The organism is Sphingomonas lutea (assembly GCF_014396785.1).
Taxonomy (GTDB): Bacteria; Pseudomonadota; Alphaproteobacteria; order Sphingomonadales; family Sphingomonadaceae; genus Sphingomicrobium; species Sphingomicrobium luteum.
On the sequence record NZ_CP060718.1, the window covers coordinates 909023 to 932785 of the forward strand.

Genomic DNA, 23763 nt, shown 5'->3' on the forward strand with positions numbered 1-23763 from the left:
GTTTGGAGATTCTCTCCGAAAACCGGTCGCACGGCGGGCGGCAGCTCGTCGTCAAGCACGCGTCCGCCGCGACGGGCACGAAAATGACCTTCTCGATCTTCCTGCCGCCGCAGGCCGAGTCGGGGCCGTGCCCGGTGGTCTGGTATCTGTCGGGCCTGACCTGCAGCCATGCCAACGTGACCGAGAAGGGCGAATATCGCGCCGCCTGCGCCGAGCATGGCCTGATCTTCGTCGCGCCCGACACCAGCCCACGCGGCGAGGAGGTGCCGGATGGCGAGGGCTATGATTTCGGCAAAGGGGCGGGCTTTTACGTCGATGCGACGCAGGCGCCGTGGTCGCAGCACTTTCACATGTGGACCTACGTCACGCAGGAGCTGCCAGCGCTGATCGCCGCCGAATATCCGGTCGACATGGGCCGCCAGGCGATCACTGGCCATTCGATGGGCGGGCACGGCGCGCTGACGGTCGCGCTGCGCCATCCCGATCGCTTCCGCAGCGTCTCGGCCTTCGCACCGATCGTCGCGCCAAGCCAGGTGCCGTGGGGGCAGAAGGCGCTCGGCGGCTACCTTGGCAACGACCGCGCTGCGTGGCGCAAGCACGACGCAGTGGCGCTGATCGAGGATGGCGCGCGCGTGCCCGAACTGCTGGTCGACGTCGGCACCGCCGACAATTTCCTCGAGCAGGAGTTGCGCCCCGCATTGCTCGAACGCGCCTGCGCCGACGCGGGGATTGCGCTGACGCTCAACCGCCGCGAGGGTTACGACCACAGCTATTATTTCATCTCGACCTTCATGGCCGATCACTTGGCCTGGCACGCGGAGCGGCTGCGGGCATGATCCCCGGCCTCGAGCCGTGGGCGCAGGAGGCGCTCGGGGCCGGAGTCGGGCTCGCCATCGGTGCGCTGGTCGGGCTCGAGCGCGGCTTCAAATTGCGCGACCAGAAAGCGGGGACGCGGGTCGCGGGGGTGCGCACCTTTTCGCTGATGGGGCTCGCCGCGGGAATCGCGGGGGTCATCGCCCATCGCCAGCCGCTCGCCGCCGCGGCGGTGCTCCTGGCGATGCTCGGCTACCTCGCCATCGCCTATGCTCCACGGCTCACGGCCAAGGGCGACGCGACCAGCCCGATCGCCGCCGCCGCGACCACCGCCGCAGCCTTTCTCGCGGGGCTCGGCAGTATCGGGCTGGCGCTCGCCACGGCGGCGGTGATCGTCTTCATCCTTGCGCTCAAGGACGACCTCCACGAATTCGTCGATCGGCTCGACAAAAAGGACATTCACGCGCTCGCCCGCTACGGCATCATCGCGCTCGCCGTCCTGCCCTTCCTGCCCGACCAGCCGATGGGGCCGTACGGCGCGTGGAACCCGTCGAAGCTGTGGTGGGTGGTGGTGCTGGTCACCGGCTTCTCCTTCGCCGGTTACGTCGCCAACCGCATTTTCGGCGCGCGCCACGGGACCATTGCCACAGCCTTGATCGGCGGCGCTTACAGTTCGACCGCGGTCACCCAGTCGCTGTCGCAGCGGCTCGGTTCGGGCGAGGGCGGCGGGGCCGAGCCGGCCGGGATCGCGCTCGCCAGCGCGGTCATGTATCTGCGCGTCATCGTGCTGGTGGCGATCCTCGCCAACCGCATCCTGATTCCCTTCGTGCTCCTGCTCGCGCCTGCGCTGATCATCGCCTGGGTCGCAGGCTGGTGGCTGTACCGAAAGGCCGAGCATAGCGATGCGCCGATCCCGCCGGGCAATCCGATCGCACTCAAGCCGGCGCTCGGCTTCCTTGCTTTCGTCGCCATCGCCGCGGTCGTCGCGCGCTGGGCACAGGGGACGTTCGGGGAGCAGGGCATCGCCGTGCTGCTGTTCCTGATGGGGTCGATGGACGTCGATGCCTCGATCGTCACCGCTGGCGGATTGCCGCCACAATCGATCGGCGCGGCGCTCGCGGCGATCGCCATTGGCGGGACCATCATCGCCAATATGGCGGTGAAAATCGGCGTGGTGTTGAGCTATGCGAAGGGCAAGGGGACGTCGGCGGCGCTTGCGCTGCTGGCCAGCACCCTGGTCCTGGCGGGCAGCATCGCAGTGGCGTGGATGCGGCTCTAGCGCGGTTCGACGATCAGATATTGGACCGTCGTGGCGCCGATATTCAGCACCTCGTGCCAGGCGATGCCCTCGCTCGAAAAGCTGCTGCCCGGCTTGATCTCCGCCTCGCGAACACCCTTCGCGTCGGTGATCCGCATCCGCCCGCCGGACAGAGCGTAGCCGAAGTGGCGGTCGTGCAGGTGGCGCTCGTGCCCTACGCCGGGCGCGAAGGTGCAGCGCAGCACGCGCTGGTGTGCGTCGTCATGCAATTTCTCGCACACCGGCCTGCCCTGCCAGCCCGCCGCGAGCGGATCGGGCAGGGGCGCGGCACCTTGCAGGGCCAGCCACAAAGCAATCATCGGCTGACGATCCGCCGCGCGGTGATCAGCACCTGCAACTCGTCGGTGCGCGGATTGAGGAAGTCGAGCCGGACGCGCCCGTCGGGCAGCTCGCTGGTGATCGCCGGTGCCGAACTGTTGGTCAGCGCCCAGCCCGCGGGCAAGACCACGGCATTGGCGGCGCGCCCGAATGTCCGGTCCCACACCAGTTCATCGCCAACCATCTTGTAGCGCTCGGGATCGGTATAGGTCTCGGTGATGCGGATGCGCGTGCTTCCGCCGCGCGGCACAGGCGGGAAGGAGAAGACCACCGCCTCGGTTTCCGGGGTGACGTCCTTGGTGTCGGGGGCGGCGCGTGTGATCGCGGCGCCCCTCAGCACTTTGTGCCGCAGCGGCGCACCGGTATCGAGCACCATCCCGCCCGGATCGGCGACGCTGCTGCCGGCGCGTACGACGTTGACGTAAGTCCCGACGCCGGCCTTGGTCTCGGTATAATCGTGCGACAGGTCGAAGCGGTGCGTTTCGGGCTGCTGAAGATAATAGACAATCTCGCGCGTCTGCGCGGCACGCTCGTCGAGCCGCGCGGCGGGCACGCTGCTGGGGCCGGACGCGACCGCGGCGGGACGGGCCTTGATGACCAGCGGCGACTGCGCCGGGCTGACGTCGATGAAACTGACCTTGATGCGGCCGTCGCGTTCCTGAAGCACCTGCGCGGGCATGCTGGAATAGGTCAGGCGATAGCCCGCGGGCAGCACGACGGCATTGCGGTCGATTCCAAGCGGCCGGCTGAAAACGATGGTGTCGCCTTCGACAAAATAGCTCTTCGCATCCTCATAGGTCTTGTCGATCAGGATACGACCCTCACCGCCCTTGGGCACGGGCCGGGCGAGCGTGACCTGGACATATTCGCCCTCCGGGTCGGCATTCTTCGATCCGGCAGCGCGCGCGGCGGTGCCCGGCACGATGCGAAACGGCAGAGGCTTGCCCGTGGCGAGGTCGGTGACCCGCTCGTCGGACGCGCGGCTGCCCTTGCGGATCGGGTTGAAATATTTCGTCGCGCCCGCGTCGGTCGCGCTGACCCAGTAGAGGATTCGGAACTTGGCCGACCCAGGCACGAGCAATTCGTAGCGCGTGTAGGAATCGTCGGTCAGCTGGGTGGCTGCGGTATCTTCCGGCGGCTGCGAGTCCCTTGCGAGATTTTGCGCCTGCGCGGGGGACAGGACCAGGATTAGCGCCCAGGCCGCATGTTTGCTCGGCATCCGGGCGGGACCTTTCCGAAGATGGTGACCCCTACGGGAATCGAACCCGTGTTTCAGCCGTGAAAGGGCCGCGTCCTAACCGCTAGACGAAGGGGCCGTGAGGCGCGAGGGCCGGTTAGGCGAGGGGTCGCGCCCGGTCAACCTCAAGCGATCAGGCGATCGCCGCATCCTCGACGTGCATCTCGGCCGCGTTGCCGCCATTCCACTCGTCGCGCTTGATCGTCCCCGCCAGCCACCAGCGCCGATCGGCGGGGGAGGCGAGCAGCGCCTGGCCAAGCTCGGTCTCGGCGCTGCGGAAGGCGATCCACTTGAAGCTCTTGCCATCGTCGCCGCAGGCAATGCCGCGGACGTGGCCGTCGCCGACGATCCCGGCCTTGAGCAGCCGCGCCGGGCCGGCCGCAACGCGCGGCGCGGGCCAGCCGGCGCCATAAGGCCCGGCACTGTCGAGCGCATCGCACAAAGCCGCCGCAACTCCGCCCGGCGCAAGCAGGGCATCGAGCATCAGGGCGCGGTCGCCGCGCGCCTTCTCGACATCCGCCGCCACCCGCGCATTGAGGAACTCGCGCAACGGCTCAAGTCCGCCAGCCGGAAGCGTTAGCCCCGCTGCCATCGCGTGACCGCCGCCGGCGAGCAGCAGCCCGCTGTCCTTGGCGGCGAGCACCGCCGCGCCAAGGTCGACGCCCGAGATCGATCGGCCCGAGCCCTTGCCCGTGCGATCGTCGCATTCGGCGATGACGATCGCCGGACGCCCGAACCGTTCCTTGAGCCGCGCCGCGGCGATGCCGATCACGCCCTGGTGCCAGCCGGGGCTCATGACCACGATCACCGGATCGTCGGCATGCTTGTGCGCCTGGATCTGCGCCTGGTCGGTGACCAGCATCTCGATCGCCCGGCGCTCTTCGTTGAGGCGGTCGAGCTCGACCGCGATGGTCCGCGCTTCCTCGGGGTCGGTCGCGGTCAGCAGGCGCACGCCAAGGTCCGACTTGCCGACGCGCCCGCCGGCATTGATCCGCGGGCCCAGTGCGAAGCCGAGGTCGCGGCACACCGGCGGCTTCACCAGCCGCGCCGCTTCGGCAAGCGCGCTCATCCCGATATTCTGCCGCGCCGCCATGACCTTGAGGCCTTGCGTCACAAAGGCGCGGTTGAGCGTCTTCAGGCGCGCGACGTCGGCCACCGTGCCGAGCGCGACGAGATCGAGCAGGTCGAGAATCCTGGGCTCCTCGCGCTCCGTAAAAAATCCCCGCCCGCGCAATTCGCGCAGCAGCGCCACCCCGAGCAGGAAGGCGACGCCGACCGCGGCGAGATGTCCGTGCGCGGCGCCGTCATCGCTCTCGTCGAGGCGGTTGGGATTGATCATCGCGAACGCATCGGGAAGGCGGCTGGCGCATTGGTGATGGTCGACGACGATCACGTCGAGGCCCGCTGCCTTGGCCTCGTCGAGCGCCTCGAAGGCCTGCGCGCCGCAATCGACACACACCGCCACGCCCGCGCCGCGCCCCTTGAGCTCGACCAGCGCCTTGCCCGAGGGGCCATAGCCTTCCATCAGCCGGTCCGGGATGTAGGCGATCGGCGTCGCGCCCAGCCGCCGCAGCAGCAGCACGAGCAAGGCCGCGCTGGTCGCCCCGTCGACGTCGTAATCGCCGAAAATCGCGATCGTCTCGCCGCTCTCGATCGCATCGGCAAGCCGCGCCGCGCCCTTGTCCATGTCCTTGAAGCAGGACGGATCGGGCAGAAAATCGCGGATGCGCGGGTCGCGATGGCGCGCCAGGTCTTCGCGCTCGACCCCGCGGGCGAGCAGCAGTTCGTCGACCAATGTGTCGAGGCCCACGGCGGGCTCGGCTGCGCGGCGCCAGCGCCACGGCTGGCCGCTGACCGACTTTTCGATGCCGAGGGCAAGGCTCATGCGGGCAGGTCTAGCAGGTCCTTGCGCAGCGCGCGCGCCGTGGCGCTGGGGATTGCGGGGATAATGTGCCCGTCCGCGCCGCCCCCCGCGACGCCGAAATGCAACGTCGCGGTCCCGAACAGCCGCGAGACGAGGTTTTCAGTCAGGTCGATGCTCTGGATCTTGGCCGTCGGCAGGATCGTCAGCCGCCGCCGCCACCAGCCGCTGCGCACCAGGAGGCGGTCGCCGTCGAGGGCGTAAGCGGCGCGATGCCACGCCAGCCAGCGCAGCAGGGTCGCGCCGACGACCACGGCCAGCAGGATGGTGGCGGACAGGCGCATCGGCCGCAGCGATTCGGAGACGTTCGCGGCAACCACCGGGTCGAGCATCGGCGGCACCAGGACCAAGGCGCCGACGATCAGGCCGAGCAGCAGGATGACTGGCGAAAGGCCGATGGCAAAGGCGGTGACGTAGGCCTTGGACAGGCGCTGCCATGCGGCGTCGCGCGCAATCGGCCGCCACGCCAGCTCATCCAACACCCGGTCCACCTCATCGTCGTCGGCGAGCGGGGCAAGGACGTGGTCGCCGCTGCCCTCGTCGCGCGCCAGGCTCTGCAGCTTGAGCTCACGCCAGCCGAAGCGGTCGCGGACCGGGCCGGTGGCGACGACCACTGCCTGCGCGCGGCGCGCGGGCAGAGTGACGTCGGTGCGCGTGAGAAGCCCGCGGCGGCGGCGTAGGCCCGCCCCGGTGCGGTCCAGCCGAAAGCCGAAATCGCGCACGATGGTGCGGACCACGCCCGTTGCGAGGCCGACCACCAGCAGCAGCAAGGTCCCCGCGACCGCCGCACCGGCGCGATGCTCGACCAGATATTGCGCGAGCGGGTGGTTGCCCTCGGCAAGGCCAATCCAGAAGCGGCGGTTGAGCGGATCGAAGCCGAGCAGGTCGCCCATGGTCTGGGTCAGGCCGAACAGCCCGGCGAACACCGCGAGCGAGAAATTGAACGTGCCCGACAGGAACAGTCGCCGAAGGTCCATCGCATAGACCGGCGGCCGTTCGTCGCCGGCGTCCGCCTCGACCGCCGCCGCCGCGACGCCCCGCCGCGCCCGGACAAGGTCGCGGATTTCGTGCGCGCGCCGCAGCGTGATGGCGTGGATCACGGCCTCTTCGCCGTCGCCCCCGCCGCCGCCACTGCCCGTTTCGAATTTTACTTCGGCCAGGCCGAGCAGGCGGGCGAACAGGGGCTGCTTGATGTCGACGTCCTGGATCCGGTCGAACGGGATCGATCGGTGGCGGCGGCTGATGATGCCGCTGTCGATGCGGATGTCGGACGCGCCGACGCGGAAGGAAAAGCGCGTCCAGTAGAGGAAGATGCCGATGACCAGAAATGCCAACAGGCCGATCGCGCCGAGCAGCGCCGTGGTCCACCGCCCCGACACCGCAAGGTAGCCGATCGCGACATAGCCGCCGGCGATGCCGCGCAGCGCTCCGCCCAGGCCCGACAGCAGGAACAGCGGATGCAGGCGCTCGGGCGCGCCCTCTTCGGGACGGTCAGGCGAAGTCGGTTCGGACATGTTCGCGAATGGCATCGCGCATTTCCGCCGCGCGCTCCGGCCCCAGGCCGGGCAAAGTGACGATGCTGTTGTGCGTCCCCGCGGTGTGGACGACGAGGGTCGCGGTGCCGAACATCTTGTCGAGCGGACCCCGCGTCACGTCGAGATGCTGGACCCGCACCAGGGGCACGACGGTGTCGCGGTGGAACAGCCAGCCGCGCACCACCTGGAGCAGGCGCTCGCTGAGGCCGTAGCGAAGCCGCTGGTAGATCCGCTGGGGGGCGACGGCGACGCCCGACAGGCCAAGCGCGGCGAATAGCGCGGGCAGAGCGCCGGCAAAGCGCGTCTCGTTGAGGAGGACGGCGTTGATGACCAGGGAAATGCCGATCAGCACCAGCCAGGTGATGGCGATGCGCACGCGCAACACGTTCTTGTAGCCCGGCTCGACCGGCTGCAGCTGCGGCTCGTCCCCCTCCATGGCGCTAAGATGGGTGACCGCTGGCCCGCGGTCTAGAGAGTGCGCTGGCTGCCGAGCTTGTAATGCTCGGTCGCGACGCGGCGGACGGTGCCGGAGCTGGCGCGCATGACGATGCTTTCGGTCGTCACCCGGTTCTTTTCCTTGTGCACGCCCTTGAGCAGGGATCCGTCGGTGACGCCCGTGGCGGCAAAGATGCAATCGCCCTTGGCCATGTCGTCGAGGGTGTAGACGCGGTCGAGGTCCTCGATCCCCCAGCGCCGCGCGCGGGCGATCTCGTCGTCGTTGCGGAACAGCAGCTTGCCCTGGATCTGCCCGCCGACGCAGCGCAACGCCGCCGCGGCCAGAACACCCTCGGGCGCGCCGCCGCTGCCCATATAGACGTCGATGCCCGTGTCGGGGTCGGCGGTGGCGATGACGCCGGCAACGTCGCCGTCGGGGATGAGCTTGATGCCGCAGCCCAGCGCGCGCAGCTCGGCGATGATCTCGGCATGTCGCGGCCGGTCGAGCACGCAGGCGATGATGTCGCGCGGTTCGACGCCCTTGGCCTTGGCGATGGCGCGGACATTTTCGGTCGGCGACTTGTTGAGGTCGATCGTGCCTTCGGGATAGCCGGGGCCGACGGCCAATTTCTGCATATAGGTGTCGGGCGCGTTGAGCAGCCCGCCGCTTTCGGCAATCGCCAGCACGGCGAGCGCGTTCGGCCCGGCATTGGCGGTCAGCGTCGTGCCTTCGAGCGGATCGAGCGCGATGTCGATCCGCGGCCCGCTGCCCTGCGCGCAGCCGACTTCTTCGCCGATGAACAGCATCGGGGCCTCGTCGCGTTCGCCTTCGCCGATGACGACGGTGCCGTGCATCGGCAGCTCGTTGAGCGCGGCGCGCATCGCTTCGACCGCGGCGGCATCGGCGGCATCATTATCGCCGCGCCCGATCCATGCCGAAGCGGCGACGGCGGCAGCTTCGGTCACCCGGACCATTTCAAGCACGAGGACACGATCAAGGGCGGAAGGAGCGTTCGAGGGGTGCGGTTCATGGCGCAGCCGATAGGCGAGAGCCCCCGCGTTTGTCGAGGCGGCGAAAGCTGAGCCCCAAGTCCGTTTGGTGTCGAGCGCAGTCGAGACACGTTCGCCCGCGCGATGGTCCCTCGACTTCGCTCGGGACAAACGGGCTGTGATTAGTCTTTGCCCTTCTTCATCGTTTTCTCCGGCTTGGGCAGGTGCGCGGTCTCCGCTTCCAGCCGCATGACCGCGCCTGGCATTGCGGTGATCATTTGCGGAAACGCTTGGACCATCGACCGCATGACGTCGGGGTCGATCCACAGGCGCATCGTCTGCCCGGCGAAAGCGCGGCCGCTGTCGGTCGCCATGAAAGCGTTGATCTCGGTCAGCTGCTTCTCGTCGAAGCGGCGCGCGATCGACCGCGCCAGGCCCTCGCGCATCTTCGGCTCCATCAGCGCGCTGATCTTCACCAGCTCCTCGCCAATTACGCGCCGGATGATCTTCAGCCGTTCCTCGAAATGGGGATCGTCCTTGGCCAGCTCCTGGCGCAGCGTCAGGCCGCTCACCGGCTTTTTCTTCGTGTCCTTGGTGACGAAGTCGGCTTCGCGCAGCGACAGGAAGTGGTCGACCATGCCCCCGGCGAATTCGTCGAACATGCTGGCATAGGTCCCGACGGGCAGCACGCCCGCCGCCGTCGCCCGCGCCAGCGCCAGCCGCTGCGGCGCGGGGTCGGGCTGGGCGGGAAACAATTTGTCGAACATGCCCATCAACTGGGACATGTCGAAGTCGCTGGGCTTGAGCCTGGACTCCCCGGACGCCTTTTCGGCGGCTTCCTCCGGCACGGGCTTGGCCAGCGTCGGCGTGGCAAAGGCGCCGGCAAGCAGCGCCGCACTGATCAGAATGAATCGCATCGATACCCCCGGCCGCAACCTATCAAGCCAAAGGGTGACCATCCAGCTAATCGCCGTCGGGATCGACCATATGCTCGAGGATTTCGGTGCGGATTCGCACGGCGCGCGACCCGACGCGCGTTTCCCACAGGAAGACGGCAAAGCCGAGCCCGACCGAGATCATGCAGGCGATGAACAGCAGCGCCACCGCGGTGCCGATATGCGCGCCGGTGAGCGAGGCGGCGAACAGCAGCACCACGACCAGGCAAATGAGAACCGCGGCGAGCACCGACAGGAAGATCGCCCAGCTGACCAAAGCCATGCGGCGGTCGAGCACGCGCATCTCGGCAAGGCGGCGGTCATGTTCGAGACCTCGCGCGGCCAGCATCAAGGGCTCGACGGCGCGCGCGCGGTCGACGATGCGCGACAGCCGCCCGGCGCAGACGTTGAGGAACGCGCCGATCCCCGCGAGCAGGAAGACGGGCGCCACCGCGAGCTGGATGATCTGCGCCACCGCGCTGACGCTGGTGTCGGCGGCCGGGAGCGACTGAAACATCAGGCGTTCAACTGCTCCCGCTCGCAACTCGCAACCTCGAGCAACAGCAGGCCGGTGGCGACGAAGCTGGCGGCGAGAATCCAGGAAAAGGTGGCGATCAGCGGCGGCGTCGGGCCGAACAGGCTAACGACAACCGCGGCGATCGACAGGCCGGCGATCAGCAGCACCGCCAGCAGGAAGTCGGTGCCGGCCGACAGCGCCGTCCACATGCGCACCGACCCCGATGTGTGCGTGCTTGCATAGGCCAGGATCAGGCTGCGAATCAGGAGCCAGCCGGCGATCGGCCAGACGGTCGGGAAGAAGCGCGTTTCGGGATTGATCAGGAACAGCATCCCGGCCGCGGCGGTGACCGCGCCGGCGGTCATCTCATAGGGCCGGACGTCGCGCCGCAGCGATCCGGCAATGACTTCGATCAGGCCCGCCGCGACCAGCAGCGCGCCCAAAACGTCGGATGAAATGCCCGTTTCGGCGGGCAGCAGGGCGGCCCCCACGCCGAGCAGGATGATCGACACCCCCGCGACTCGAATACCCCGCGCCCGGGTCCGGTCCGATAAGTTCGCGCGTTCTGCCTTGTTCACTGCTTTGGCCTCGATCTTAAGCGCCCTCGTCGCCGGTGCATTGTCCGCGGTGCCGGGCGTCCACCCGCATCTTCATCGCCATGCCGGCGGATGCGGCGCCCTCACCCTGCATGGTCATCGTCATATTATACGTCGTCGGCGAATAATTGCCCTGCATGGTCATGGTCTGGGTGCCGCCCTCATTGCTGCACTTCATCACGGCGTCGATCTTGCCGTCGGCCATGGTGAAGCGGTCGTAGCGGCAGCTCTTGTTGTTGCCGGCGAAGAAATCCTCGCGCGGCCGCTTGGCTTCCGCTTCGGTCAGGCAGCTGACGCTGGTCTGCTCTTGCCCCTGCATTCCGCGCATCTCGCGCGATGCTTCGGCCGGCATGCCGGGGATGCTCATCTCCTCGATCGTCACCGTCGATTCCCAGCGGCCGGGGCGAACGAAATTGGTCGCGCCGCCCGCGTCCGCGACCTTGTTCGCGACCTCGGCGACGCTGGCATTCTCCTCGCGGATCTCAGGGCCCTTGTCGCAGGCGGTCAGCGCAAGTGCGGTCGAGCAGGCGAATATGGCGGCTTTCATGCGTCTCCCCTTGTTGGCGGCGTCGATGATAGACGGCCCGACCACGGCGCACTAGCGCCCCTCGCTTCAATACGGTCAGCGGCGGAAATCGGGCACCGTCCCCGTTTGGCGCCAATAATCATTCAGTCCGATGCGATCGAGCAGATCGTCGAAGGACCGCTCGCGCCACATGGGCCGCATCATCGGCTGGAACAGCGGGCTGGTGACGCGATCCTCGTCGCCACCGGCGGGGGCGAGCGCCTTCCATTCCCCCTCCCCGAAATAATAGCCGCGCAGCAGCGCGAACGCGGCCGCCGCGTCGCCCAGCGCAACGCAGGCTTGGGCCACCTGAAGCGCGGCCGACGGGTTCCCTTCGAGATATTCAAGCGCCGTGCGCCGTGCTTGTTCGGGCGGGCGTTTTCCGGCGAGCGCTTCGGCGGTGGCGCGGATCGCGGCAATGAAGTCCGGCCGGATCTCGATCGGCCAGTCGGCCGTACGTCCCAGGATCTCGAGCGCCTCGCCAGGCCGGCCGGTGAACATGAGATACGAGAGCCGGGTGCGGAAAATCTGGGGTGCTGCGGCCATTGTTTCACGGCCACGTCGAGCATCCGATCGGCCGCCGGCAAGTCGCCCGCGGCCCACAGGTTGATGATCACCTTGCGGTCGGCACCGGGGAGCATGAACCTCTTGCGGTCGAACCGGTCCGAATATTGCCGCGCCTCCTGCCAGCGGCCGACGTGGCCGAGCAGGTCGGACATCGTGAACAGCAGGATCGGGAAGGTTGGGTTGCGCTGCAATGCGGCCCTGTGGCCCCGCTCGACCGCGATCCAGTTGCGATAGGGCGCTTCCAGCATGCGCAATGCGCCCGTCGCTCGCCCTTCCCGGGGATCAAGCTCGAGCGCGGCCTTTGCCGCCGCACGGCTTCGGGCATCCACGCCGCGGCGCTCGCCCGGCGGGACAACGCGCTTGCGCACGGCATAGGCCATCGCCAGGCCGCCCCACGCGACGGCTGAATCCGGCGCCAGTTGCGTGGCGTCGGACAGCAAGGCAATCGCCGTCAGAGTCGACCCGGGATCCTGGGTTTCCAGCGCGTCGTTCTGCTGGAGGGAGTCGAGGCCCTTCTGCAACACCATTTGTGCCTCAGGCGACATCTTCGGCCGGTCTCGCAATAGCCAGGCCGCGCCGCCGAGTGCGCCGAGGCCTGCGACCACCCCGCCGCCCACGAGCATCTGTCGTCGCGATGTCCCCTGGGGTGGGAGATGCCGGGGTACGGCTCCTCCACCACTCGCTTCGCGGCCCGCCAACTCGGCCACGCTCGCAACGACGCTCTCCCAGGCCGCAGTGTCGGGCTTATTGTTCCAATTGCGCAAGTCGACGCACTGCAGCTGGTCGAACGGCATGGGGAGACGCGCGTCGTCCAGGCGGACCTGGACCAGGCGGTGCTTTTCGCGTCCACGATTGGCTTCCGACCGGACCCATTGCGACGCCACGGCCTCGGTTGACCACAGGACAAGGACGGAGCTCGCGGCTTCGAGCTGTTCTTCGATGACGTCGCTGAATGCGCGGTGCGCCGGAAGGCTTTCGTCATACCAGACCGAAAACCCGCAGGCGCGTAGCAGCGCGGCGACGCGCTGTGCCGCGCCCAGATTCGTCCGGGCGCAAGAAAGAAAAACGTCCGCCATCCGCGCCCCTGTTCCGCGCAAGGCAATTAGCAGTTCGCGCCCTGCCTTGGCGAGACGCAGCTCGCTGCGGCCCGCGCTCCCGGATCAGTCGTCCGCAGCCGCCGCGCCCGGCTTCATCAGGTCGAGGACCGCGGCGGTCATCGCGATGGTTGCGTTGGTGATGGCCGGTTCGGGCGTGATCTTGAACAGATTGCTGTGGTGCGACGGAACCGGCGGCCCGCCCGCCTTGGCCGCGTCGAACGCCGCCTGCGGCGTCCCGCCGATCCCGAAATAATAGCCGCGCACGCCCGATCCCGGCGGGATGAAATAGGGAAAGTCTTCGGCCCCCATGTCGGTCTGCACGAACGGCTTGAACGCCGCTTTGCCCAGCGCTGCGCTGATCGTTGCGTTGAGCCGTCGGGCGAGCTCGGGGTCGTTGTTGGTGACCCCGGTGCCTTCGGGCACGGTCACGACCGGCATCTTGTCCGCGGGCATCCCGTTCATCTCACCGACGCCGTGCGCCACGCGGCGGATCCCGTCGATCAGCCGCTTGCGCTCCTCCTCGGTATTGGCGCGCACCGTCAGTTCCAGCTTGGCCTCATTCGAAATGATGTTGGCCTTGAGCCCGGCGTGGAACGAGCCGACGGTGATGACCGCGGGGGCGAGCGGCATTCGCTCGCGGCTCACCAGACCCTGCAGCGCGATCACCAGCTGCGACGCCATGTAGATCGGGTCCTTGCCGGTATGCGGCGAGGCGCCATGCGCGCCGACCCCGGGGACCGTGATATTGACGGTGTCGGCGGAGCTGTACTGAAGCCCTTCGGCGGCGCTGAACATGCCGGTCGGCATTTCGGAATCGACGTGGAAGGCGAGCGCATATTGAGGCTTGGGGAAGCGGGTGTAGAGCCCGTCCTCCATCATCTTGCGCGCGCCGCCGATGCGCTCCTCGGCCGGCTGGACGACGAACAGGATCGTGCCCTTCCAGCGGTCCCGCATGGCCGCAAGCCGGCGCGCGGTGCCGATCATGCTGGTGATGTGCGTGTCGTGGCCGCAGGCGTGCATCACCGGCTTTTCGACGCCGTCGATGTCGACCTGGCGCACTTTGCTGGCGTTGGGCAGGCCCGAATCCTCATGGACCGGAAGTCCGTCCATGTCGGCACGCACCAGCACCACCGGGCCGGCGCCATTGCGCATCACGCCGACGACGCCCGTCCCGCCGACCTTTTCGGTCACCGCCATGCCCGGCACGCCGCGCAGTTCCTTGGCCATGCGCGCGGCGGTCAGCATCTCCTTGAACGACAGTTCGGGGTTGCGGTGGAACCAGTCGAACAGCCCGCCCAGCGACGCCTGATAATCGGCGCGGACGGCAGGCGCGTAATCGGGCTCGGCGAATGCCGGCGTTGCGGCGAGCATGGCCAGGACGGCGGCTGCGCAGCGAAGACGATGGTTCATTGAGTTCCCCCTTTGCGGCAACCATATGCGACTGCGATGGCGATTCAAATCCGCACCAGCCTGGCCGAGCCCGAGACGGGCGAGACCTTCGTTCCCCACAAGCCGGCGCGGCCCGACAAGGCCGAGGGCGGCAAGCGCTTCAAGATCGTCTCCGATTATGAGCCTGCGGGCGACCAGCCGACCGCGATCGCCGAGCTGGTGGAGGCCGCGCGCGAGGGCGAGAAGAGCCAGGTGCTCCTCGGCGTCACCGGGTCGGGCAAGACCTTCACCATGGCGCAGGTGATCGAGACGCTGCAGCGCCCCGCGCTGGTGCTCGCGCCGAACAAGATCCTCGCCGCGCAACTCTACGCCGAATTCAAGAGCTTCTTCCCGGACAACGCGGTCGAATATTTCGTCAGCTACTACGATTATTACCAGCCCGAAGCCTACGTGCCCCGGTCCGACACCTACATCGAGAAGGAAAGCTCGGTGAACGAGGCGATCGACCGCATGCGCCACTCGGCGACGCGCTCGCTGCTCGAACGCGACGACGTGATCATCGTCGCTTCGGTCAGCTGCCTCTACGGCATCGGGTCGGTCGAAACCTATTCGGCGATGACCTTCAGCCTCAAGAAGGGCGCGTCGGAGGATCAGCGCGAGATCATCCGCAAGCTGGTTGCGCTGCAATATCGTCGCAACGACCAGGCGTTCACCCGCGGCAGCTTCCGCGTGAAGGGCGACAATCTGGAGATCTTCCCGTCGCACTATGAGGACAGCGCCTGGCGCATCAGCTTCTTCGGCGATGAGATCGAAGACATCACCGAATTCGATCCGCTGACCGGCAAGAAGACCGCGCAGCTCGACTACGTGAAGGTCTATGCCAACTCGCACTACGTGACGCCCGGCCCGACGCTCAAGCAGGCGATGGAGGCGATCCGCCACGAGCTTGCCGAACGGCTCAAGGAACTGGAAGCCGAAGGCAAGCTGCTCGAGCTCCAGCGGCTCGAGCAGCGGACCAATTTCGACCTCGAGATGATCGCCGCGACGGGCAGCTGCGCGGGGATCGAGAATTATTCGCGCTTCCTCACCGGGCGGCTACCCGGCGAGCCGCCGCCGACGCTGTTCGAATATCTGCCGGACAATGCGCTGCTGTTCGTCGACGAAAGCCACCAGACAGTGCCGCAGATCGGCGCGATGGCGCGGGGCGACCACCGGCGCAAGATCACGCTCGCCGAATATGGCTTCCGCCTGCCGAGCTGCATCGACAACCGCCCGCTGCGCTTCAACGAATGGGATGCGATGCGCCCGCAGACGACCTTCGTCAGCGCGACGCCCGGCCCGTGGGAAATGAACGAGACCGGCGGCGTCTTTTCGGAGCAGGTCATCCGCCCGACCGGCCTCATCGACCCGCCGGTCGAGATCAAGCCGGTCGAAGACCAGGTCGACGACCTCGTCAACGAAGCCAAGATCACCGCCAAGAAGGGTTATCGCACGCTCGTCACCACGCTGACCAAGCGCATGGCAGAGGACCTTACCGAATATCTCCACGAAGCGGGCTTGCGCGTTCGCTACATGCACAGCGACGTCGAGACGCTCGAGCGGATCGAGCTGATCCGCGAGCTTCGGCTCGGGGTCTATGACGTTTTGGTCGGGATCAACCTGCTGCGCGAAGGGCTCGACATTCCCGAATGCGGGCTGGTCGCGATCCTCGACGCTGACAAGGAGGGCTTCCTGCGCTCGGAAACGTCACTCATCCAGACCATCGGCCGCGCCGCGCGCAACGTCGACGGGCGCGTCATCCTCTACGCCGACACGATCACCGGATCGATCGAGCGCGCGCTTGCCGAAACCAACCGCCGCCGCGATCGCCAGCTTGCTTACAATGCCGAACACGGCATCACGCCGGAGACGATCAAGCGCCAGATTCACGATGTCATGGCCCATGTCGCGACGCGCGACGGCGTGGTGATCGACACCGGCGACGACGAACGTCCGCACCTCGTCGGCCACAACCTCAAGGCCTATATCGCCGATCTCGAAGAGCGCATGCGCAAGAGCGCCGCCGACCTCGAATTCGAAGAAGCCGCCCGCCTCCGCGACGAAATCCGCCGGCTTGAGGAAGACGACCTCGGCATCCCGCACGATCAGCGCGCCGCCCCGCGCCCCCTCGGCAATTCGACCGAAGGCAAACCCGGCACCCGCAAAGGCCGTTTCGGCCGCCAGCAGCGCACGCGCTTCGGCGGCCGCCGCGGCTAGATCAGCGCAGCACGCCCTTCGCTGCCTGCGCCCGCGCGTAGAGGTACAAGCCCACCGCAATCGCAATGATCAGGTAGGGCACCACGGCGTTGAACCCGCCGTCCATGCCCGCGATCTGCGCCGGGTTCATGATCTGGTAGCCGATGCCGATCACCGCCCCGACGAGGGAGATCAGCAAAGCCGTTGGCGCCCAGCGGCTGCGCATCAGGATCAGGACCGACCCGCCAGGCCCAGCCACACGCCGAGGCCCCAACCGGCGCTTGCCCAGACCGGAAAGGCGTTGACGTAGGCCATGAAGCCGTCGGCATCCATGCCCGGCATCATGGTGCGGATGTAATCCGCGCCTTGCGTGCGCGTCATGAAATAATCGTAGCAGCCGAACGCATTCCACAGCGTCGCCAAGGCGCCGACGATCCACAAATGCGCGGGTGTCCGCGCTTGCACCATGTCCTGCATTTTTAGTCCCCCATTGTTCGGCGTTCGCTGCCGGCCATCGCCAGGAAACGCCTTGTTGAAGCCGCTGTCAATTTCCTCCGCGCGGCCCATGCGCGGGCAGGAAGCCGGGGTTGCGTAGCAACGCCGCCGAGACCAGCGCGACGACAAGCCCGACCGGCAGGATCTCGGCCATGATCATCGGGATCCGCAGCAGCGGATTGCGCATCTGCGCGCTGAGCGCACTAAGCTCGGCCGCCTGCGCGGCAATCGCGGCGGGCGCGGCGCCATTGGCGCGCATGTCGTCGAGCGTGCTGCGGCTGTAATCGGCCATGAAGTCATATCCGGTCAGCGCAACGTACAGCTCCCACCCCGCGGCATAAGCGATCGCCGCGACGACGGTGATGGCCAGGCCGAGCGCGAACGCCGGGCCGAAGCGGATCACCCCGCCGCACTCGACGTCGCGATAGCGTTTGACGCCGACGAACAGCAGCGACAGCGCGGCCAGCATCACCAAATAGCCGAGCCACATCGAATGGCCGGCGATGTCGACCGAGAGAGTCACGCAGATCAGCGCGATCGCGGTCGCGCCGGCGAGCGCGCCATAGACCAGCGCATGGCGCGTCGGCCGCGCGGCGGCGCTCACGCCTCCGGCTCCCACAGCTCGATCGGATTGCCCTCGGGGTCGTGGATGCGGGCGAAGCGGCCGACCCCGTCCATCGTCTCCTCGCGGCTAATCTCCTCGCCCGCGGCGCGCAGCTCGGCGAGCAGGCCGTCGAGGTCGCGCACGCGCAGATTGACCATCGCCGTGCGGTCGGCGGGGAAATAGTCGCTGTCCTGCTTGAACGGTTCGAACACCATCGGCCCGCCCTGGTGGAACCACACCCACTCGTGGGGCTCGCCCTTGTCGTCGGTACCGCAGCCGCCGCCGACGCCGAGCCGGTCCTTGTACCAGGCCTTGAGCTTGGCGGGGTCCTTCGCGCGGAAGAAATATCCGCCCATTCCGATCACTGGCATGCACGCCTCCTTACTGACCCTGCTGCAATAAGCGCGAAGCGCGGCGCGGCCTATCACCTCGATGGGTGATTCGGGCCGGAATCGTCCGTCCGGCTTAGGGGATCAGCGCCAGCCAGCGCGCCTTGTCCACGGCATGGGCGCGGCGCTCGACCTCGAGCTTGCCGTAGACGTGCGCGACGTGGGTCTTGACCGTGTTGGGGGAGATCGCCAGCGCCCGCGCCATTTCCTTGATCGACTGGCCGCGGGCGAGCAGCTCCAGCACCTCGCATTCGCGCGGGGTCAGCCCGAGCGAGCGGATGGCGTTCGCGTTACGCTGGAATTCGGCCGGGCGAGGGGCCGGCGTCAGCCGCCGTCCGACCCAGATGCCGAGCGCGACGAACCCGACCGCCAGCAGCGCGATATAGATTTCGGTCGAGAAGGCGCGGGTCGCATGGCGGTACTCGAGCGCGTCGAGGATGCCCGCCGCAAGCGCCAGCGCCAAGGCGTAGAGGATCATCGTCCGGGCCACATTCGGACGCTGCCAGACCACGCGCCGCGATGACAAGAGCAAGCCCGGCCTTAGCCCTGCCGTTCGAGCGCGCGCTTCAACTTCGCCAGCCGGGCCGTCGCGCTGGCCGCGTGCGGGCCGATCCAACGTTCGTGAATGTCGTGGATGGGCAGGGGGTTGAGGTGGTTCCACCGCTCACGCCCACGGCGTTCGGCAATCACCAGTTCGGCTTCTTCCAGCACGCGCAGGTGCTGCATCACCGTGCAGCGGTCGATCTCGGAAAAATGCTTGCACAACGCGCCGGTCGTGAGCGGTTGATCGCGCAGGTCATCGAGCATCTGACGCCGGATGGGCGATGCGAGAGCCTTGAACACCAAATCGATCCCGTCCGGTTTTGACATGTTATATAACTATAACATAAGAGCATGAGACTCAAGACGGGAGGACATCGCATGGACCTGAAATTCCGCGTCGCCGCCCGGATCGCTCGGCCAGTGCATGACGTGTTCGAAGCCATCGCCGATCCGGCGCAGCTGTCGAACTATTTCACCACCGGCGGCGCGCAGGGGCGGCTGGAAACGGGAGCGACGGTGACGTGGGACTTTCACGATTATCCGGGCGCCTTCCCGGTCGAGGTGGTTGAGGTCGTGCCCGACGAAAAGATCGTCCTCAAATGGGAAGCGAGCGAAGGCGAGCCGCCGAATGTCGAGGGCGGCGGCGTCACCCCCGCCGCCTACAAGACGACGGTGACGATGACCTTCAAACCTCTCGATGGGAACCGCCGCACCCTGGTCGAGATCAAGGAGGAAGGCTGGCGCGAAACGCAGGGGGCGCTCGACGCCAGCTACGGCAATTGCCAGGGCTGGAGCCAGATGCTGTGCGCGCTCAAGACCTGGCTTGAGCACGGCATCAACCTGCGCGACGGCATGTACGTCTGATCTGGGCGAGCGCCCGGATCAGAAGCCCATGTTGAAGCCCAGCTGAAGCCCGAATTCGCGGCCGTCCTTGCGCCCGAACGTGCTGCTGATCGCCGTGTTGAGCGTCGCACCCTGCCACAGGTCGAAGCTCGCGCCACTCGACAGGCGGCCGTAGGTCCCGCCCTCGCGGACGACATTCCACTGGTTGACGATTTCCGGCGCGCTGTTCTGCGCGAACAGGATCGTGCGGCCGTCCTTGCCGAATTCGCGTTCGGCGGTGAGCGTCGTAAACGAACGCACGCCCTCGATAAGGCTCAGCCGCCCTTCGATGCCGAGTTGGCCGGTGGTCGATTTCAGCGTCTGTTCGCTGACGCTCAACGACAGCGCCGCATCGCCGTCCTCGCTATAATCCTCGACCTTGGCCTGCGCATGGTCGAACGCGATGACCGGCCCGGCGCGCAGGCCGGCGATGAGGCCGTCGAACCCGATCAGATAGCCTGCTTTGGCGCCCACGGAATAATGCGTGCCGTCCGGCCGCGCGCTGAGATTGTCGATCACGCCTGCGCGCCGAATGCGGTGCTCGTCCTTGCCGTATGCGGCATGGCCCTGAGCGAACAAGCCGCCCGACGCGAAGCCGCCATAGGCGCCGATCTGCCAGCTGGTCACGCGGTTGCGCGAAGCATCGATGGCGAAATCCGACTTGGAACGGCTGTAATTGAGCGCCACGCCGCCCATCGCTGCGCCGAAATTGCTTTCCGCGCCGAGCGTCGCGCCGACGCCGTCATTCTCGTAGGAGAAGTTGCTCAGCGTCTCGTCAATGTCGTTGGAAATGAAGTCGCCGACCGCGAAAATGCGGACGCCTTCGGCCGGTGCGTTGCCGCGCGCTAAATCGACGCGCGAGGTCAGCGTGCGTCCGAACTGGCGCGAGATATCGACGCCAAGGCTCACCGGCGCTTGCAATGTCAGCGGTGCGTAGGTCTGCGCGGCAACATAGCGGGCGATGATCGCCGACGCCGCCGAGGTCGGGTGCAGCTGGTCGCCGTAGAACAGATATTGCGCTGCGGCGGCACTGCTGAGGACGCAGGTCAAGTCGCCCGGAGGCGCTGCCGGTCCGGCGGGCGCCGGGAAGGCCGGGCAGGCCAGGCCCGTCAGGCCATAGGCGCCAAGATCCTCGGAAACACGCTCCAGGATGAGGTTGAGGTCAAGGTAATGGACGATGACGCCATCGTCGGCATAGCCGGCGAGCAAATCCTTCATCCCGTCGCTGAATACGTCGGAAAAGGCGCTGCGGATCGCCCGCGCGCCCGCCGGGTCGGGCGCGAAATTGGTTTCGGGCGCATTGGCCGTGTCGAGGCCAAGGAAGCTGATCGTCGGCGCGCCCGCCGCGACCAAAAGGTTCAGGTTCGCGGCCGCAGACGCCAGCGATGCGGTCGCGGCGGCGGGCGCGCCCGCGACGGTGCTGCCGGCGCTCCGCTGATAGGTGCGCGCATCGTTGCCCCCAACCGACACGGTGACCAGGTCGCCTTCGTCGAAGCTGTTCTGGACGCTCGGAAATGCGCCTCCGCCCCCGGCAAGGAAGCTCTGCACCTCGAAGGTGAAGCCCGGGACCCCGGGGTCGTGTTGGTGTTGTTGGTCAGCGCGCCGCCGATGGCGAAATTTTCGACCGGTGCATTGAGGAGATCGCTCAGCACGTCGATGTAATTGACGCCGCCGGTGAAGCGACCCGTCGAATAAGGCGTTCCAATTGGCGACACGCCGGTGATCTGGAAGAAATTGCCGTCGTCGGCCAGGCTGTCGCCGAACGTGACGATGCGGTCGATATGCTGTGCGGCGGCCGGCGCCGGCAGCGCGGCGATCGCGATAAGTGACGCGGACAGCAATTTGGCGAAATGGCGACGGCGCATATTGTTTCTCCCCCTCGGCGCAGTCGCGCCGTAACGTTCCGCCGCTATCGTGCCGAATATTGACACGCGTGCAAGCAAATGTGCGATTTTACCGCGCATCTTGCACACAAGGTGCGGCAGCCCTGCAACAGCAGCGGCGCGCTTCCTTTGCCCTCTCTCCAACGCTAGGCTTAGGCAAAGCTTGAAGGGGAATTTCATGCAGTTGAAGATCTTGGGCGCGGTCGCCGCGCTGGCGCTCGCCGGTGCGTTCGCGCCTCAAGCTGCGCTTGCGCAGGAAGAACGGATGCAGCGTGTGCCCGACCGGCGCCCCGGTGAGGGCGCGGGTCCGTTCCGCAAGCTCGTCATCCGCGGCGCGATGCTGATCGACGGCAGCGGCGGCCCGGCCAAGGGTCCGGTCGATATCGTCGTCGAAGGTAATCGTATTGCCGCGATCATGGGCGCGGGCACGCCCGGGCTGCCGCTTAGCCCGAACCGCGCCCCGCGCGATTTCGACCACGAGATCGACGCCACCGGCATGTACGTCATGCCCGGTTTCGTCGACACGCACGGGCATAACGGCGACCCCGACAAGGCGCCCAACGCGACCTACGGCTACAAACTGTGGCTGGCGCATGGTGTCACCGCGGTACGCGGCGTCGGCCTTTACGGCGGCCCCAACAACCAGGCGCTGACGGACAAGCAGCGCAGCGCCGCCAACACCATCGTTGCCCCGCGCCTGTTCAATTACGCCGTGCTCGGCGACGTGTGGAATGGCGGGTCCATCAACTCGCCCGAGCAGGCGCGCGCCTGGGTTCGCTGGGCGAAAAGCGCCGGGCATGACGGGATGAAGATCTTCAATAGCGAGCCACGCGCAGTCACCGCCGCTGCGCTCGACGAAGCGCGCAAGGTCGGCCTCGGCACCGTCGCGCACCTCGGGCAGGGCGGAGTCGCCGAAGTCAATGCGCGCACCGCGGGTGAGTTCGGGCTCGGCACCGTCACGCACTTCTACGGGCACTTCGAAAGCTTGCTCAAGGACGGCAGCATCCCGCGCTATCCGGCCGACTATAATATGTTCGACGAGCAGGACCGCTTCTACGAAATCTCCAAGCTCGCCGATCAGATCGTCGAGCCCGGCGGCCCCGAATGGAAAGCCTATCTCGACGCGCAGCTGGCGCGCGGCGTGATCTTCAACCCGACGCTCAACATCTACAGCGCGGGGCGCGATGTCATGCGCGCGCGCAACGCCGACTGGCACGTCAAATATACTTTGCCCAGCCTCAACGCTTTCTTCCAGCCGAGCCGCGTCAATCACGGCTCCTATTGGTACGACTGGACGACCGAGAAGGAGATCAGCTGGCGGCGCTTCTACGTGCCCTACATGCGGCTGATGAACGATTATAAGAACATCGGCGGGATCGTCACCGTCGGCTCCGACCCCGGCTACATCTACCAGACCTGGGGCTTCTCCTACATTCAGGAGATGGAGATGCTGCAGGAAGCGGGCTTCACCCCGCTCGAGGTGATCCGCGCCGCGACCAGCCACGGCGCCTATGAAATCTACCGCCCCAAGGGCATTGCGGCGCCATTCGGCACGGTCCGCGCGGGCATGCTCGCCGACCTCGTCATCGTGCCCGGCAACCCGCTGCACAACCTCAAATTGCTCTACGGCACCGGCTTCGAAAAGCTCGACGCCAACGGCAAGGTCGAGCGCGTCGGCGGCGTCAAATATACGATCAAGGACGGCATCGTATACGACGCCCACGCCCTCCTCGCCGACGTCGCGGCAATGGTCGAGGCGCAGAAGGCGGCGGGACGCTAGGGCAGGCGCGCAAGCGCCTTTTGCGCGATCGCCAGCGCCATCTTGCGCTTGTCTTCGCTCGACAGCAGCGGGCTTCCGCTCGACATGCGCGAGCGCATCATCGGCGGTTCGACCGCCAGATAGACGTCGCCCTTGCGCACGCTCAGCCGCGCATTGATGTCGAACAGGGCTTCGTCGCCGATTCCGGGTGCGCTGGCGGAATCCTTGAGCATCGCATCGACATCCGCGCCGGCCGCGCCTTCGCCCGCGACCGCGCCGCCCATCTTGCCCAGCACCCGCGCCGTGTCGCGCTCGACCTTCATATGGTTCGCAGCATCCTTGTGATCGACCTCGATAGTGACGGTCGATGCCGCCGCGTCCGCGGTCTCGTAATTGCATCGACCCTCGGCCGGCTTGGCCGCGACGATCGTGTCGCCGACGATCGCGCCGACCTCGCCCGCCGTGACCAGGCTGCACGGATCGATCGCCTTGCCCGCCGCCACGACGACATTCGCGCCCTTGGCCGAATTGCCGGCGTCCCCGCCCGATCCGCACGCTGCCAGCGCCAGCAGGGCCACGCCCGCCCCGATCATCCGCATCGCAAACATCCCCCGTTTCGCCGCGCAGCCTAACCGCCGTGCGCCGCCGCGCAATATCTCCGCCCGTTCGTCGATCTTCGGCTTGCCTTCGTGGCGCGGCACCGCTTGGTTGCGCTCCGCTGATTCGGGAAGGGGAAGTCC

At 67.2% G+C, this 23763-nt stretch carries 26 protein-coding genes and 1 tRNA gene; 5 read left to right on the forward strand and 22 right to left on the reverse strand.

Annotated features, from left to right (window positions below; translation table 11 throughout):
- Nucleotides 1-2 precede the first annotated feature (2 nt).
- Nucleotides 3-836: an S-formylglutathione hydrolase gene (fghA, locus tag H9L13_RS04605; RefSeq protein WP_187540145.1), complete on the forward strand. Its 834-nt coding sequence runs from the start codon at nucleotides 3-5 to the stop codon at nucleotides 834-836.
- Nucleotides 833-2092: an MgtC/SapB family protein gene (locus tag H9L13_RS04610; protein WP_187539426.1), complete on the forward strand. Its 1260-nt coding sequence runs from the start codon at nucleotides 833-835 to the stop codon at nucleotides 2090-2092. The genes fghA and H9L13_RS04610 overlap by 4 nt, the downstream gene beginning before the upstream one ends.
- Here the strand turns inward: H9L13_RS04610 and H9L13_RS04615 are convergent.
- The 13 genes from H9L13_RS04615 to H9L13_RS04675 form a co-directional block, all read right to left on the reverse strand.
- Entirely contained in the window at nucleotides 2089-2430 is a 342-nt protein-coding gene (locus H9L13_RS04615; RefSeq protein ID WP_187539428.1) for a cupin domain-containing protein, read from the reverse strand. The genes H9L13_RS04610 and H9L13_RS04615 overlap by 4 nt on opposite strands.
- Complete coding sequence (locus H9L13_RS04620) at nucleotides 2427-3668, reverse strand: hypothetical protein (RefSeq protein WP_187539430.1); 1242 nt, start codon at nucleotides 3666-3668, stop codon at nucleotides 2427-2429. The genes H9L13_RS04615 and H9L13_RS04620 overlap by 4 nt, the downstream gene beginning before the upstream one ends.
- Nucleotides 3669-3690: 22 nt before the next feature.
- Nucleotides 3691-3765: transfer RNA gene (locus H9L13_RS04625), tRNA-Glu, on the reverse strand.
- Nucleotides 3766-3819: 54 nt separating this feature from the next.
- Complete coding sequence (gene recJ / locus H9L13_RS04630) at nucleotides 3820-5571, reverse strand: single-stranded-DNA-specific exonuclease RecJ (protein ID WP_187539432.1); 1752 nt, start codon at nucleotides 5569-5571, stop codon at nucleotides 3820-3822.
- Complete coding sequence (locus H9L13_RS04635) at nucleotides 5568-7121, reverse strand: PH domain-containing protein (RefSeq protein ID WP_187539433.1); 1554 nt, start codon at nucleotides 7119-7121, stop codon at nucleotides 5568-5570. Before H9L13_RS04635 ends, recJ begins: the two co-directional genes overlap by 4 nt.
- Entirely contained in the window at nucleotides 7099-7578 is a 480-nt protein-coding gene (locus tag H9L13_RS04640; protein ID WP_187539435.1) for a PH domain-containing protein, read from the reverse strand. The genes H9L13_RS04635 and H9L13_RS04640 overlap by 23 nt, the downstream gene beginning before the upstream one ends.
- 32 nt (nucleotides 7579-7610) lie before the next feature.
- On the reverse strand, nucleotides 7611-8552 hold the full coding sequence (gene glpX / locus H9L13_RS04645; protein WP_244954835.1) for a class II fructose-bisphosphatase: 942 nt from the start codon (nucleotides 8550-8552) through the stop codon (nucleotides 7611-7613).
- 197 nt (nucleotides 8553-8749) lie between these two features.
- Nucleotides 8750-9484 carry a DUF2059 domain-containing protein gene (locus H9L13_RS04650; RefSeq protein ID WP_187539437.1) on the reverse strand — a complete coding sequence of 245 codons (735 nt, stop codon included), beginning with the start codon at nucleotides 9482-9484 and terminating at the stop codon, nucleotides 8750-8752.
- Between the two features lie 46 nt (nucleotides 9485-9530).
- A complete protein-coding gene (locus H9L13_RS04655) occupies nucleotides 9531-10019 on the reverse strand; it encodes a DUF2721 domain-containing protein (RefSeq protein ID WP_187539439.1) in 489 nt (162 codons plus the stop codon).
- Nucleotides 10019-10597 carry a hypothetical protein gene (locus H9L13_RS04660; protein WP_187539441.1) on the reverse strand — a complete coding sequence of 193 codons (579 nt, stop codon included), beginning with the start codon at nucleotides 10595-10597 and terminating at the stop codon, nucleotides 10019-10021. The genes H9L13_RS04655 and H9L13_RS04660 overlap by 1 nt, the downstream gene beginning before the upstream one ends.
- Nucleotides 10598-10613: 16 nt before the next feature.
- A complete protein-coding gene (locus tag H9L13_RS04665; protein ID WP_187539443.1) occupies nucleotides 10614-11162 on the reverse strand; it encodes a DUF3617 domain-containing protein in 549 nt (182 codons plus the stop codon).
- 179 nt (nucleotides 11163-11341) lie between these two features.
- Nucleotides 11342-12823, reverse strand: coding sequence for a TIR domain-containing protein (locus H9L13_RS04670; RefSeq protein ID WP_187539445.1), 1482 nt, complete (start codon nucleotides 12821-12823; stop codon nucleotides 11342-11344).
- Nucleotides 12824-12907: 84 nt separating this feature from the next.
- Nucleotides 12908-14254, reverse strand: a complete 1347-nt coding sequence (locus H9L13_RS04675; RefSeq protein ID WP_187539446.1) for an amidohydrolase — start codon at nucleotides 14252-14254, stop codon at nucleotides 12908-12910.
- A 36-nt stretch (nucleotides 14255-14290) separates the two neighbouring features.
- On the opposite strand from H9L13_RS04675, the gene uvrB reads away from it, so the two are divergent.
- Nucleotides 14291-16489 carry an excinuclease ABC subunit UvrB gene (uvrB, locus tag H9L13_RS04680; RefSeq protein ID WP_187539448.1) on the forward strand — a complete coding sequence of 733 codons (2199 nt, stop codon included), beginning with the start codon at nucleotides 14291-14293 and terminating at the stop codon, nucleotides 16487-16489.
- A gap of 1 nt (nucleotide 16490) precedes the next feature.
- Here the strand turns inward: uvrB and H9L13_RS04685 are convergent, their stop codons facing one another.
- From H9L13_RS04685 to H9L13_RS04710, 6 genes are all read right to left on the reverse strand, one after another.
- Entirely contained in the window at nucleotides 16491-16727 is a 237-nt protein-coding gene (locus H9L13_RS04685; RefSeq protein WP_187539450.1) for a hypothetical protein, read from the reverse strand.
- Nucleotides 16700-16945 carry a hypothetical protein gene (locus H9L13_RS04690; RefSeq protein WP_187539452.1) on the reverse strand — a complete coding sequence of 82 codons (246 nt, stop codon included), beginning with the start codon at nucleotides 16943-16945 and terminating at the stop codon, nucleotides 16700-16702. The genes H9L13_RS04685 and H9L13_RS04690 overlap by 28 nt, the downstream gene beginning before the upstream one ends.
- A gap of 67 nt (nucleotides 16946-17012) precedes the next feature.
- Nucleotides 17013-17567, reverse strand: coding sequence for a DUF4199 domain-containing protein (locus H9L13_RS04695; RefSeq protein WP_187539454.1), 555 nt, complete (start codon nucleotides 17565-17567; stop codon nucleotides 17013-17015).
- Nucleotides 17564-17938 carry a VOC family protein gene (locus H9L13_RS04700; RefSeq protein WP_187539467.1) on the reverse strand — a complete coding sequence of 125 codons (375 nt, stop codon included), beginning with the start codon at nucleotides 17936-17938 and terminating at the stop codon, nucleotides 17564-17566. Before H9L13_RS04700 ends, H9L13_RS04695 begins: the two co-directional genes overlap by 4 nt.
- Nucleotides 17939-18032: 94 nt before the next feature.
- On the reverse strand, nucleotides 18033-18446 hold the full coding sequence (locus H9L13_RS04705; RefSeq protein WP_187539469.1) for a response regulator transcription factor: 414 nt from the start codon (nucleotides 18444-18446) through the stop codon (nucleotides 18033-18035).
- A gap of 50 nt (nucleotides 18447-18496) precedes the next feature.
- A complete protein-coding gene (locus tag H9L13_RS04710; protein ID WP_187539471.1) occupies nucleotides 18497-18826 on the reverse strand; it encodes an ArsR/SmtB family transcription factor in 330 nt (109 codons plus the stop codon).
- Nucleotides 18827-18877: 51 nt separating this feature from the next.
- Here H9L13_RS04710 and H9L13_RS04715 point away from each other — a divergent pair, with 51 nt between their 5' ends.
- The gene (locus H9L13_RS04715; protein ID WP_187539473.1) at nucleotides 18878-19363 is read left to right on the forward strand and encodes an SRPBCC domain-containing protein; all 486 of its coding nucleotides are present in this window, start codon (nucleotides 18878-18880) and stop codon (nucleotides 19361-19363) included.
- Nucleotides 19364-19381: 18 nt separating this feature from the next.
- Here H9L13_RS04715 and H9L13_RS04720 read toward each other — a convergent pair whose 3' ends face one another.
- The gene (locus H9L13_RS04720; protein ID WP_187539474.1) at nucleotides 19382-20851 is read right to left on the reverse strand and encodes an autotransporter domain-containing protein; all 1470 of its coding nucleotides are present in this window, start codon (nucleotides 20849-20851) and stop codon (nucleotides 19382-19384) included.
- Nucleotides 20740-21246, reverse strand: coding sequence for an SGNH/GDSL hydrolase family protein (locus H9L13_RS04725; protein ID WP_187539476.1), 507 nt, complete (start codon nucleotides 21244-21246; stop codon nucleotides 20740-20742). Before H9L13_RS04725 ends, H9L13_RS04720 begins: the two co-directional genes overlap by 112 nt.
- 196 nt (nucleotides 21247-21442) lie before the next feature.
- Here H9L13_RS04725 and H9L13_RS04730 point away from each other — a divergent pair, with 196 nt between their 5' ends.
- Complete coding sequence (locus H9L13_RS04730; RefSeq protein WP_187539478.1) at nucleotides 21443-23044, forward strand: amidohydrolase family protein; 1602 nt, start codon at nucleotides 21443-21445, stop codon at nucleotides 23042-23044.
- On the opposite strand, the gene H9L13_RS04735 is transcribed toward H9L13_RS04730, so the two are convergent.
- Entirely contained in the window at nucleotides 23041-23724 is a 684-nt protein-coding gene (locus H9L13_RS04735; RefSeq protein WP_187539480.1) for a hypothetical protein, read from the reverse strand. The two genes, H9L13_RS04730 and H9L13_RS04735, sit on opposite strands and share 4 nt — an antisense overlap.
- Between the last annotated feature and the right edge of the window lie 39 nt (nucleotides 23725-23763).